A 13176-nucleotide genomic window follows, 5' to 3' on the forward strand; every position below is an offset into this window, starting at 1 on the left:
ATTGCCAGTCCGCTACTGTAATTAATTTGAGGAAACCAATGGGTTAATTTTGCAGCAAAATGAAGAAAATTGCCGTTATATCTTTGTTGACTAGTTTTGTCATTGCTCAGTCTGCTCAAGCTACAACACTACCCAAAGTAGGCGAGTTCAATTTAAATCAAATCAGCGGACATGGTTGTGGAATGACTTTATGGAAGCCAAGTAGCGCACATAAAAATCGCTTTATCTTGTTCAATGGTTTGACAAATAACTCAATGGAGATGATGGTAAACGGGAAAATTATCAAATTTAATCGTGTTAAAGCTAATGGTCAAGCTTTCTATGGACAAAAGACATTTCAGACCTTTAGCAGTCAAGATCGCAAAATTACAGTTGACGTTGCAGTAAAACTTGGCGCTGAGGGTGAAATTGAAAGTGTTGCCATCAAAGAAGGCACTGTGACTGTGAATCAGAATGGTAAAAAGGTCAAAATTCCTGTGGTTGGAGATGCAGGATGTTAAGTTTTGTCATTTGTCATTTGTCATTTGTCATTTGTCATTTGTTCTTCTCCCTCATCCCCCCACACTTTCCTGTTTCTTCTTATACCAATTTTCAATTAAAGATAGTCTCTGTCATTGCGACCGGAACGCAGTGGAGGGAAGCAATCTCATTAATCCTGAGGTAATACAGCAGACTGAAACTTAGTATTAAATGGGTAATTTAACAGTAAAAGCACTACCTTTACTTAATTCACTTTGCACATTTAAGCTGCCGTGGTGTGCTTGAACAATTGCTTGAGCGATCGCTAATCCTAATCCAGAACCGCCAGTGCTGCGAGAGCGATCGCTGTTGACTCGGTAGAAGCGATCAAAAATTCGCGTTAATTCTGGCTGGGGAATGCCAATGCCTGTATCTTGTATCTGAATCACTGCATAACGATCGCTGCGGTTTAAGGAAACCGTTACCTTTCCTTCTGCTGGGGTGTATTGAATGGCATTGATAATTAAGTTAGAAAACAAGCGATAAAGTTGGTCTTGATTGCCGATAACATTCAAAGGTTGGGAAAGTTGGATGGAAGATTTAAGGGTAATCTGAGATGCGATCGCTAAAGCTGCAAATTCCTCTATTAGGTCACTGATAATATCATCCAAACAGCAAATTTCACTTTGCAACGGTATTGACTGACGATCAAGACGAGTTAATAGCAGTAGATCTGTAACTAAATTGGTGAGTCGCTGATTTTGACGTTGTGTAGTTTGGAGAATTTCTCGTGCTTCGGCTTCATCAAGGTGAGACATCATCAGCGCTGATTCTACTGTTGCTTGAGTTGCAGCTAAAGGTGTCCGCAATTCGTGTGCTGCATCGGCTGTAAATTGTTGAATTTGTCTATATGAGCGATAAATCGGTTGCATTGCTAATCCTGCTAACCACCAGCTAGCAACACCAACCAACCCCAATACAATTGGTAATCCAAATCCTAAAGTGAGTTTTACTGCTACCAAATAACTTTTAAAATCTGCAAGACTTCGCCCTATTTGAATGTAACCCCAATCGCGATTGTCTTGGGTATGTAGCACGAAAGAAATTTGATGATAAAAGTTGCCTTTACTGTCTTTAATAGTTTGCCATAGTTCTTTGTTTAAAGCTCTAGGTAACTCCTCTGGATGATTACCAGCTATAGCAATTAAGCGACCGGAATTATCGAAAAAACGCACATAGTAATTGCTTTGATTGAGAGCGCTTAAAATATGGCGTTTGGAAGTAGATTGCTCTGGAATACAACTTTGACCGACAACACAAATATTAGGTAAAAGCTGCTCTATTACTGGTTCTAATTGACCAGGTTTTTGTAGTTTTAATTCAATGGTATCGTGTAAGGTTCCCGCCACAGACTCTAATTCTCGGTCTAATGTCATCCAATGAGCATGAGAAATTGCTCTGTAGATACCAAATCCGCAAATGCTTAAAATAAAAGCCATGACAAGGGCATACCATAGAGCTAAACGCAGGCGGGTTTGCTGAAATAGTTGATTTTGATTCATAAAAAGATAGAGTAGCCGTGCAGTTTAACCGTGTGCAGAAAAACAGATCGGTGCGATCGCAAAGCATAACAAGTATTACATTTCATTAATTTTCTTATAGACTTCAGCATAATATTCATCATTGATTGTTCTAAAATTGCTATTATCTCTGTCTTAACACTCGGCTTTTTTAAATATGATTAATATCAAGTATTAATTCGGGTGTTGCTCAACTTTTAGGATGCTATATATGTTCTGGAGATTGACTATAAAAGCAGTAATTCAGAATGGCAGAACATTGTACCGTATTGGGCTGCAACCAGTTAGTATCAAAACCAGGTTACAAACTGTGCTACAAGCATTGGAAAGTAAATAATTCAAAAGTAAGCAATTCTATAGATTTTCAGCCTCATTCTCAGGCTCCCTCATCTACCTCTACATTACTATCGGCGACTAAAATCAGTGAGCGTCTTGGTTTGTCTAGAAAGGCTATTAATCCAATATTTGCTGAAATAGGATTATTAGATAAAGTTCAGAATGGTTGGTTAGCTACGCGTTTAGGGCTGAGTTTTGGAGCAGTTCAAAAATATGATGAAAAAGATAAAAAGCCCTATGTTGTTTGGCCAGAAGAAATATTCAATAATCAAATATTCATGAGTACATTTCGCAAAGTCAGCGAACAGGATGCAGAAACGAAATCAAATTCTGATAGTGGAAAGTTAAATTTTCGTGAGAAGTTTCAGGCTGGAAATTATCGGGCAACAGACGGACATTGGGTGCGTTCAAAAGCTGAATTATCAATCGATAACTGGCTATATATGGCTGGTTTAGTTCACGCCTATGAGCGAAAACTTCCTATTGAAGAAGAGGTTTACTGTGATTTCTACATCCCTTCAGGTAGAGTTTACATTGAGTATTGGGGCTATGAAGACGAGCCAGAATATGCGTCACGTAAGCGAGAAAAACAGCATATTTATCAAAAATATGAGTTTAATTTGATTGAACTGAATGATGAACACATTAAGAATCTTGATGATTACTTACCCAAAATGCTTAGAGGTTTTGGTATTGTTGTGGAATAAAAACTTAGGATGATGCTGTAAGATTGAGACGATAACCCATTCCATGCAAAGTTTCAATTATATTTTCGCAACCACTATTAGCTAGTTTTCGCCGCAGCAACCGCATTTGAGCAGCTACCACATTACTCACTGGTTCTGTACTTACTTCCCATAGTTGATTGCGAATTTGTTCTGTCGTGACAATTTGGTTTGGGTGCTTCATAAAGTATTCTAACAGCTGAAATTCTTTATTTGTAAGCGAAATTTCCTGTTTCTCCCTCGTATCATTATGACTCACAACTAAATTGTTGCCGTAATCGAGAGTTAGATTACCCACAGTTAATTCCTGCGGTTGAAATTGGGGCGATCGCCTTTGTAATGCTCGCAATCTTGCTAATAATTCTGCCATACCAAATGGCTTGACTAAATAATCATCTGCACCTGCATCTAGTCCAGCAACTTTATCTTCCATACTGTCTTTAGCTGTGAGCATTAACACAGGTAAAGGATTTTTATGCAGGCGTAACCTTTTGCATAATTCTATTCCTGATATTCCAGGTATCATCCAATCGAAAATACCTAGAGTATATTGTGTCCAGCTATTTTCTAAATATGCCCAAGCATCGTTACCATCGAGTACCCAATCTACTAAATATTTATTTTGGCTAAGAGTTCGTTTAATTGCACCACCTAAATCTTCTTCATCTTCTACTAATAGCACTCGCATATATTAACTGTTGACTTTTGAATTTTGACTGTTGGCTAGCTAATATTTACCGATTAAAATTAAACCGCCCGTCTACTTTTTTACCTTTAATATCTGCATTTATTTTCACCTGATACTGACCAGTTAATTTCTCTTTTAATAAACCCGTATAATGCTTATCTTGAGCATCATAAGTAAAAGGAACTGTCTTTTGTGTACCATCAGGTAACTGCACTTGCGCCGTTACTTTGGCGTTAGGTATCGCTTCGTGATTGTCGCCTGTTTGTAAATACAAATCCATGTGAGTTGTATTTGCTTCTTTCTCGGGTACAAACTCTAAATGGTAAGCACCTGTTTCTACAACTTGGCCCCCATGAGTTTTACCATGCTGTCCTTCTGTTTTGGCAACAGATGCGGCTGATGGTTGAGCTTTAGCGTTAGAGGTAGCTGAATTGTTTTCGGTATTAGCTGTTGGCTGATTATTACTACAAGCACTTAAGGAAATCAAGCTAATACTTCCTAAAATAATCAAGCTAGATTTAATCAAATTCATAGATTTAATCCTCATTTACATTCATGATTTTTGTAACAAAATTTTGCCAAACTTAGCATATAAGGCGGGGATAACTACTAATGTTAATGCTGTAGATGTAAATAACCCACCTAAGACAACTATAGAAAGAGGTTGTAATATTTCTTTGCCAGGGCCACTATCAACTATTAATGGTGCTAACCCTAAAGCTGAAGTAAAAGCTGTCATTAGAATAGCGTTTAATCTTTCCATTGAACCTTTGATTAAAATCTCTTTCAAAGGCATTCCTTCGGCAAATTTGGTGTTGTAATTATCTACTAGCAATAAACCATTGCGGGTGGCAACTCCAAATAAAGTGACAAAGCCAACTAAAGAGGCAATAGAGATAATACCGCCAGATAAAGCTACAGAAAATACTCCCCCTACCAATGCCAAAGGTAAGTTAATCATAATCATGGCGGTAGAAGGAATAGATTTGACAGAAATATACATGATAACTGTAATGGCAATAAAAGCGATCGCACTCGAAATTAAGATATTTTGGGTGGCTCTTTCTTGCGCCTCAAATTGTCCTGCATACTGGATATAATAACCATTCGGCGGATGTACTTGCTGATTAACTTTTGTTTGAATTTCATTGACAATTGAGCGTAAATCTCTACCGCTAGTATTAGCAGAGACAACAATTAAACGCGAGACATTCTCTCGGTTAATCGTATTTGGCCCTGTACCATTTTCAATGGCTGCAACTTGCGCTAAGGGAATCTTTTGCCCTGCTGGAGTATCAACTAATAAATTACGAATTGTATCTAAATTTTGCCTGGCTTCTGGCTTTAACCAGACAACTAAATCAAAGGTTTGTTGTTTATCTAAAATTTGAGAAACTACTTTACCATTAAGAGCAGTTTCAATAATTTGGGAAATTTTTCCTACTGTTAAACCATAGCGAGAAGCATCTGTACGATTAAATTTAATTTGTATTTGTTCGATGGGTACTTGCGGTTCCAGTTGTAAATCCACAATTCCATCGACAGTTTTCATTACTTCATTTACTTGACTCCCAATAGTGCGGAGTTGTGCTAAATCAGGGCCGAAAATCTTAACTGCGATCGCACTTCTCACTCCAGACAATACTTCATCCATGCGGTGAGAGATAAAACCACCAATATTAGGCGCTACGCCCGGTAATTTAGCAAATTCCTGTCGCAGCTTCTTCAGCGTCGCCTCCCTATCTTTTATGGCTTCGCGGCTTAATTCAATATCTAAATGCGCCAAATTCACCCCGGCTGCATCACCATCACCAGGCGCACGTCCCGAACGCAACTGTACATAAGGAAATCGTGGATCGCCTTTGAGTGCGTCTTGAATTGCTTCTCCGGCTGCGTTGGTAGCTTCTAATGATACACCAGGGTAAAGAGTTAGGGTATTCACTAAAGTTTGCTCTTGAAACTCGGGTAAAAACACTCTCCCGAAACTAGGCGCGATCGCAATTGCGGCTACTGTAGCAGCAGTCGCTATGGCTAATATAATTCCCGAACGTCGCAAGGAAAATGTTAATAGCGGATAATACAACAGCTTAAAAAATCTTGCTACCCAAGGTTCTTGTTCTGGTAAGTGACTGTGAGGTAATAAAATTGCACATAAAGCTGGAGTGATTGTCAATGCTGTGATACTCGAAGCAATCACCGCAGCCATATAACCAAAACCCATCGGAATAAAAATGCTTCCTTCTACTCCTCCTAAAGCAAACACAGGAGTAAAGACAACCATTGTAATTATGGTTGCGCCAAATACAGAATCTCGGACTTCTTGGCAACCATCAAATACTACATCTAAAACGGGTCGAGGATTGGGGGAATATTTATTTTCGCGCAAATTGCGGAAAACATTTTCGGCATCAACAATTGCATCATCAACTGCGGAACCAATTGCAATCCCAAGACCTCCTAAAGTCATGGTATTTAAGCCTTGACCCAACCAATTTAAGAGGAATATTCCCAGTAATAAAGATAAGGGCAAGGCAATTAAACAAATGGCAAGATTTCGCCAATTCATCAAAAAAGGAATGAGAATAAAAGCAACAATAATACTACCTTCGATTAAAGCTTCTCGCAGATTTTCAATGGAAGCATCAATATAATTTTCTTGGCGAAATGTAGGAGTAACTTTAATATCTTTAGGTAAGCCAGCTTTAATTTCTGTAATCGCCTGTTCAATGGCACGGGTAACGGTGGGAGTATCGGCTTGCGGCTGTTTATTAATCATGACGATAACTGCTTTTTCACCGTTAAAACTGCCATCACCGCGTTTAATCGCTGCTCCAATTTGCACATCAGCGACATCAGATATTTTGACTGGCGTACCATTACGGGCAGTAATTACTGATTGTTGTAATTCTGCTATAGATTCAATTCTGCCAATCCCTCGAATTAATTTTTCTCGGTCAGGTGTAATTAAATAACCACCAGGAGCATTAATATTTGCGGCTGCTGTTGCTTCTTCAACATCTGCCAAAGTCACATTAAAAGCTTTTAATTTTTCGGGATCGACTAATACTTGATATTGACGAACATCGCCACCATAAGCGACAACCTGACTCACACCAGGAACAGCTAAAAGGCGATTTGTCACTTGCCAATCAACAATCCGTCTTACTTCCATTAAAGGTGTATTTTTGGAAGTAAAAGCATATTGTAGTACTGTACCGATGGGCGAACTAGTGGGAGAAATTTGTGGCGTTTCTACCCCAGCAGGTAACTTACTTTGTGCCTGTTGTAATCGTTCTGTTACTAGTTGACGCGCTTGATAAATATCACTTCCCCAATTAAAAACAACTGTAACAACAGAAATTCCCGCCGCAGAAGATGAGCGTACAGTCGTTACTCCAGGTGTACCATTAATTGCACTTTCAATCGGTAGAGTTACCAGAGATTCCAATTCTTCCGGCGCAAGTCCTGGCGCTTCAGTTTGAATTTCCACTTGCGGTGGTGCAAAGGTGGGGAAAACATCTAAAGGCATTTGGATAATCGTGCGAAATATCCAAATAGTCAGGATAATTGCACTCAGAACCACTAGCCAACGGCGAGCGATCGCCCACTTTATGATCGCACTCAGCATTGTTATCTTTCAACCGTGATTTCTGAATCCTGATTTGCTATGTGATGGTTATCGACCCATTCTGGCGATACATCTGCTGGTGCTGTAGTTAATGGATATTGATGTTTGCTGCGACGACTAGCCCAAAAAACACCACCCATAAAAGCTACACTAACAAGTGCAACGCCTCCTGCTGCTCCCATCCACAAAGGAATTGAGGTATTAGAAATTGCTTGTTTCTCCTCTGCTCCCGTACTATGCTCTTCTGCTTTTCCACCTCCCCGCAGAGATTGTGCGTAAAGTTGCGGAGCGCGTTGTGTAACTATTAAATCTCCCTCAAATAAGCCAGTTTTGATCTCTACCATATCGCCAGAAGTTTGACCTAAGGTAACTTCCACAGGCTGATAAGCACTGCTATTTTGGATATAAACCTGTTTTTTACCATTAGCTTCCACTACCGCCGCACTGGGAATAGCTAAAATAGCTGATGATGTTTGGTCTGTTAAAACTTCGAGTTCGGCAAACATTCCCGGTTTGAGCAATCCGCCAGGATTTTCCAGTTCGGCTTGTACGGGGACAACTCGCGTTTCGCCTTCGACAACAGAACCAATGCGGGTAATTCTGGCAGTGAAAGTACGGTTAGGCACAGCAGCAACTTTAACACTGACTCTTTGCCCATTCCTGACTTTATTTAAATCTTTTTCATAAATATTTGCTGTGGCAAAAACGCGGCTGTCATTGACAATGGTCATCAATTTGCCGCCTGTATCTTCAAATGATTGACCGAGGGTAACTTCTCTATCTGCAACTTTGCCAGAAATAGGCGATACCACTGTTACCAGTCCTTGAGCATTAGCGCGGGTTCCTAATTGCGAGAGGCGAGTTTGATAAGTTGTATTACTGAGTTGAATCCGCGATTTTGCCACATCAACTGCTGAAGCTGCACGTTTTAGCTGATTTTCTGCCTCAATAACTTCCCGGCGACTATTAGCTTTAGTCAGTTCCGCTTTCGCCTCAGCTAGTTGGGTTTGAGATTCTAAAGCTGTGCGTTGGGGTAAAGCGCCAGCATTGGCTAACTGTTTATCTTTGCTGTACTTTTCTTGAGCAAATTTAACTTGAGTCTGCGCTTGAGCAATTTCAGCTGCGGCGATTTGTTGATAGCGATCGCGGTTTTGTTGCGCTAATTTTAAATCAGCTAAGGCTTGTTGCAAATCTGCCTGACCTTCTGCCAGCTTCTCTTGCGAATTAACCCGCAATTCTACCAAATCAGGACTAGATACCACAGCTAGCGGTTGACCTTTTTTAACTGTAGCGCCCGGTTCGACCAACAACTCCACGACTTTTGCCTTAGCAATGGGGGTATTTACTTCCACTTTTTGACTGGGTAGAGTTTCAATCTGTCCCGTGGTTTTAATTCCCACAGCTAGCGGCTGACGTTTAACTGGCTCGACTTTAATTCCTAAACGTTTAGCTGTTTGCGCATCAACTTGAATTGGGGTAGCAGTTTGAGTAGCTTCACCTCCGGACTGAAATTCATTGCCATGTCCGCCGTGAGCTAAAACTACTGCGGGATTTGCTAAGATAAGCAGGCTCAGTAGCGTGCCAGAAACAGAACGAATTACTGTAGGTGCTTGGAAACGCAGAGAGTTGGACATCGCGATCGGGAATTTTTAATTTATAGGGAGCGTAATAAAGCTAGCTGTGTTCGCCTGATTCCCAGTCTTTCATCTGGAAATGAAATTGGGATGAAATTGAGAAACGACAAACTATAGCGATTATCGGTTGAGTCCAATACCCTCGTAAGGGCACGGCACTGCCCATTGGTGTCAACTTAACGTGAAACCCGCTTGGCGACAACGTTCTGCCCTCACCCCCAGCCCCTCTCCCACCAGGAGAGGGGAGCAAGAGATTCAATTCCCCTTCTCCCTGAGGGAGAAGGGGTGAGGGGATGAGGGCGAGGGTTTTTGTACAACACGCGCCGTATATAGCTTTTAGCTTAAGTTGACACGTATGGGCACTGCCGTGCCCCTACATGCGACGATATAATTTTGTATTGCATCCAACCCAGAAGCGCTATATATAAATGCTTTTCTTCGCTGTGTTCTCTGTAACTCTGTGGTTACAAAAGAATTTTTCTGACCACAGAGGCGCAGAGTCACAAAGGTAATGCCAATATTGTTAATGCAGTGGCTCGTGTTGTTAACGCGTCGGTCTGTGATGTTAAAACATCGGCTCGTATTGTTAACGCGTCGGTCTGTGATGTTAAAACATCGGCTCGTGTTGTTAACGCGTCGGTCTGTTTTGTTAAAACGTCGGCTCGTATTGTTAACGCGTCGGTCTGTTTTGTTAATGCATCGGCTTGCAACAAGAAATTAAAAACAACCGCCAAGATAACTTAGACTTAATTTTTGTACCAAGCTGTGCGCCACTGTTTCATTTGGTTAATCTCAGCATCCTGTGCTTTGATAATTGCTTGAGCCAAGTTCTTAATTTCAGAACGCTGGGATTTTTGCAAAGCATCTTGAGCCATAGTCACGGCTGCTTCGTGGTGCGGAATCATGGCGTCGATAAAGCGGAGGTCAAATTCTGCATCAGCAGCGCCTAAGTCCATGTTCATCATCATGCCTTGCATTTGCTGAGATGACATCTCTTTCATCTGACCTTTTTGCGCATCATAAGCCATTGGTTTATCTCCAGCTTTGGGATACCAGGCTGTGCGCCACTGTTTCATTTGGCTAATTTCTTGATTCTGAGCTTTGATGATTTCGTCTGCTAACTTTTTAATTTCTGGGCGTTTTGATTTTTGCTGTGCTTCCTTAGCCATGAGAATTGCACCTTGATGGTGGGGAATCATTGCATCAATGAAACGTAGATCGTAGTTAGCATCAGCTGGGCCTAAATCCATAGCCATGCTGTGGTTCATGTGATGACCATCGTGGTTCATCGGTTGTTTGTCGCTAGTATCAGTAGCTGTGGTAGTAGCGTTTGGTGCTTGGCTTTGATTTTGGGAAGTAGTTGTAGAACAAGCAGTCAACACGCTACTGGACAAAGAAGCGATCGCAATTAAGCTAAATGCCAAAAAATTATGTTTGAGAGTAGGGAGTTGCATAAGGACAGTCTCAATAATTTCCTAATTTCATTAAGCAATCTCTAGTTGGGTGGAGAGTCAAGCCCTGTTTGCATTTTTCTTAAGATGATTGCTGACAACCTGGCTGTTGCTCTCAAGTACATACTTTGACAGCCAGAAATGAAATTAGAGTGAAATTGAAGGCGTTGTCATCAAAGAAAGCACATATGTGGCTGATATTGCAGGATTTTAAATACATCCAAGTAAATAGATTATTAGGCTCTTAAGGTAATTGAATGTCTTATTTTTTTGGCATCAAATATAGATGAGATCTGAAGGTATTTAAGTTTTATACATAAATCATCTATTGACGAAACACAAAAATTTCTTTTTGAATCTCAAGGTTTATCTATGAAAACACTAAATAATTTATTTATAAATGCATATATAGTTATTGATTTTTATCCATGTCAAATTGAATTTTTCAATGCTTAATGTTCTCATACAACTAATATAAGAATGGTTAAAAGGAATTACAAAAAGATGAATATGCAACAAAAAAGCTTAAAGTGAAAACTGTAGCGTATGTAGCAGTTTCTATGAAACTTTCCTTTATTCCCACAGCATTTACTCTTACCCTCACACTAGGAATAACTTGGCTGAATGCATCTTTTAGTACTACCGCTTATGCTGTAGATGATGGCAAAACTGAAGTTTGTGAAATTCCTCAACGTAGGCCTAGTGGCGGAAATACTCTGCAAAGAATGCTGTCTATGCAAGCGTGTGAGCAAATTCAGTTAAATCAGCAGCAAAAACTTAGTACGACACCAATAAAGCAGAGCAATCCAGCTTCTCCTATAGCTTTACCAACTCCAAATAACCAAGCTCCTGGTAATGGAGTCAATAATTCTGAGCCATCTCAGCCTACTTCTATACAAGTGCCAATGAAGAAAGAATAGAATGCAGAGAAAAAGATTATGAGATCTTCTCATCGCTAGAAGAACGATCGCGTTCTTGAAATGCGGCGATCGCAGTATGCAAGGTAAGATAAATGTGTTCTGCACCAATCTTTTGCAACAGATGCGATCGCTGTAACTGGTAGTAAAGATCCCGTTTCACCCGTGTCATCGCAAAGGTAATACCTCTGCTAGTCAGTTCGCCGTGCAATTCTCCTAATGTGTCGATGGCAGTGATATCAACTTCGGCAATTGCTTCCGTATTCAGCACAAACCATTCTACAGGAGTTGTTTCTGCCTCAATTGCTTCCAGCGCCCTGCGTTTAAAATTTTCCACATTGGCAAAGCAAAGGGGAGCATCATAACGATAGATTACTAAACCGGGGATAGTTTTGGCTCCTTCCCAGTCTTCAATGTCGTGTAATCCTGGTAAACCTGGAACTTCTCCCAAAACTGCATCGTGGGGTCGTGCTACCCTGGCAAATAACTCAATCACAGATAAACCCACCGCTACGCCAACACCCACCAAAATATCTGTGAGTAGAACTCCAACTGTTGTAGTGAGGGCTAAGAATAACTCACTGCGTCGGAATTTTGCTAATCTGATAAATTCTGGTATCTCAATCAGTTTGGTAGCTGCATAAATAACAATCGCCCCCAACGCTGCTTTAGGAAACTGTGCTAGTAAGGGACGCAGAAATAACAAAACCAAAAGCACTACAACTAGTGCCACTAAGGAGAATACCTGACTTTTGCTTCCCAATGAATCAGCGATCGCAGTGCGGCTACCGCTACTACTAATTGGAAAACCCTGCATCAATCCGTTTCCTAAATTTGAGGTTCCTAGCGCCAACAGTTCTTGGTTGGCGTCAATTTTGTAGTGATTGCGGGTAGCAAATGCCCTGGCTGTGAGTACATTATCTGAATAGCCGACGATCGCAATTCCAATGGCTGAAGCTACAAGCGTTGATATCTCTGGAATCGATAATTTCGGTAAACTGAAATGCGGTAAGCCAGCCGGAATCTCTCCTACTACCGCCACGCCTTGTTGGTCGAGATTGAATAACGCTACACTAGCCGTTGCCAGTAACACTGCTAACAAAGGTCCAGGTGCATTGGGAAAGCGACGCTGAATCACAAACAAAAAAGCTAAAACTATAGCCCCTAAAATTAGAGTTGGCTGATGGATTTGGTTTAGCTTACTAAAAAATTCACTTACTTCCCCAAAGACAGTATTTGCATCCAAGCCAATGCCACCAATTTTACCTAACTGTCCCGTAATCATAATTATGGCAACCCCTGCCATATAACCAATCAGAATTGGTTTGGAAAGTAAATCGGCAAGAAAACCCAAGCGAGCAATGTAACCAATTATGCAGACAATGCCAACCATTAAAGCCAGCAGAGAAGCGAGACTAGCATAATTACCACCATGAGATGCTACCAAAGGAGCGATCGCAGCTGCTGTCATCACCGCCGTAGTTGATTCCGGCCCTACCGAGAGTTGAGGCGACGATCCCAACAAAGTATAAATAATCATTGGCGGTAGAATTGCCCACAATCCCACCACAGGCTGCACCCCAGCTAACTCCCCATAAGCCATGCACTGCGGAATTAAGTAAGCGGCTACCGTGACACCCGCCACTATGTCGCCACGCAACCATCCTTTCTGGTAAGACAGCAACCGTTTCAATCCGGGTATGCTGGGCAAGGTTACATGATGCTTTTTCAACATAGCGATCGCAGATGCAGCTTGGA

Annotated in this window: 10 protein-coding genes; 3 read left to right on the forward strand and 7 right to left on the reverse strand. The window is 41.0% G+C overall.

The window, feature by feature from the left end; genetic code table 11:
* The first annotated feature begins 59 nt into the window (after window positions 1–59).
* The gene (locus AACU33_RS14325) at window positions 60–500 is read left to right on the forward strand and encodes a hypothetical protein (RefSeq protein WP_096589334.1); all 441 of its coding nucleotides are present in this window, start codon (window positions 60–62) and stop codon (window positions 498–500) included.
* Window positions 501–686: 186 nt separating this feature from the next.
* Here AACU33_RS14325 and rppB read toward each other — a convergent pair whose 3' ends face one another.
* On the reverse strand, window positions 687–2021 hold the full coding sequence (rppB, locus tag AACU33_RS14330; RefSeq protein WP_096589335.1) for a two-component system sensor histidine kinase RppB: 1335 nt from the start codon (window positions 2019–2021) through the stop codon (window positions 687–689).
* 266 nt (window positions 2022–2287) lie between these two features.
* Between rppB and AACU33_RS14335 the strand changes: the two genes are divergently transcribed.
* A complete protein-coding gene (locus AACU33_RS14335; protein ID WP_096589336.1) occupies window positions 2288–3082 on the forward strand; it encodes a hypothetical protein in 795 nt (264 codons plus the stop codon).
* Window positions 3083–3086: 4 nt separating this feature from the next.
* On the opposite strand, the gene rppA is transcribed toward AACU33_RS14335, so the two are convergent.
* The 5 genes from rppA to AACU33_RS14360 all read right to left on the reverse strand — a co-directional run bounded on the left by rppA (window position 3087) and on the right by AACU33_RS14360 (window position 10504).
* Entirely contained in the window at window positions 3087–3788 is a 702-nt protein-coding gene (gene rppA, locus AACU33_RS14340) for a two-component system response regulator RppA (protein WP_096589337.1), read from the reverse strand.
* Window positions 3789–3834: 46 nt separating this feature from the next.
* Window positions 3835–4320 (reverse strand): hypothetical protein, encoded by a 486-nt coding sequence (locus tag AACU33_RS14345; protein WP_096589338.1) that lies wholly within the window; start codon window positions 4318–4320, stop codon window positions 3835–3837.
* A 21-nt stretch (window positions 4321–4341) separates the two neighbouring features.
* A complete protein-coding gene (locus AACU33_RS14350; protein WP_096589339.1) occupies window positions 4342–7416 on the reverse strand; it encodes an efflux RND transporter permease subunit in 3075 nt (1024 codons plus the stop codon).
* Between the two features lie 2 nt (window positions 7417–7418).
* A complete protein-coding gene (locus AACU33_RS14355) occupies window positions 7419–9050 on the reverse strand; it encodes an efflux RND transporter periplasmic adaptor subunit (RefSeq protein ID WP_096589340.1) in 1632 nt (543 codons plus the stop codon).
* A 746-nt stretch (window positions 9051–9796) separates the two neighbouring features.
* On the reverse strand, window positions 9797–10504 hold the full coding sequence (locus AACU33_RS14360) for a DUF305 domain-containing protein (protein WP_096589342.1): 708 nt from the start codon (window positions 10502–10504) through the stop codon (window positions 9797–9799).
* 557 nt (window positions 10505–11061) lie between these two features.
* Between AACU33_RS14360 and AACU33_RS14365 the strand changes: the two genes are divergently transcribed.
* On the forward strand, window positions 11062–11421 hold the full coding sequence (locus tag AACU33_RS14365; RefSeq protein WP_096589343.1) for a hypothetical protein: 360 nt from the start codon (window positions 11062–11064) through the stop codon (window positions 11419–11421).
* Between the two features lie 16 nt (window positions 11422–11437).
* Here AACU33_RS14365 and AACU33_RS14370 read toward each other — a convergent pair whose 3' ends face one another.
* Window positions 11438–13153 (reverse strand): solute carrier family 26 protein, encoded by a 1716-nt coding sequence (locus AACU33_RS14370; RefSeq protein WP_096589344.1) that lies wholly within the window; start codon window positions 13151–13153, stop codon window positions 11438–11440.
* Window positions 13154–13176: the final 23 nt, after the last annotated feature.

This window comes from Calothrix sp. NIES-2098 (genome assembly GCF_963875125.1).
Taxonomy (GTDB): Bacteria; Cyanobacteriota; Cyanobacteriia; order Cyanobacteriales; family Nostocaceae; genus Aulosira.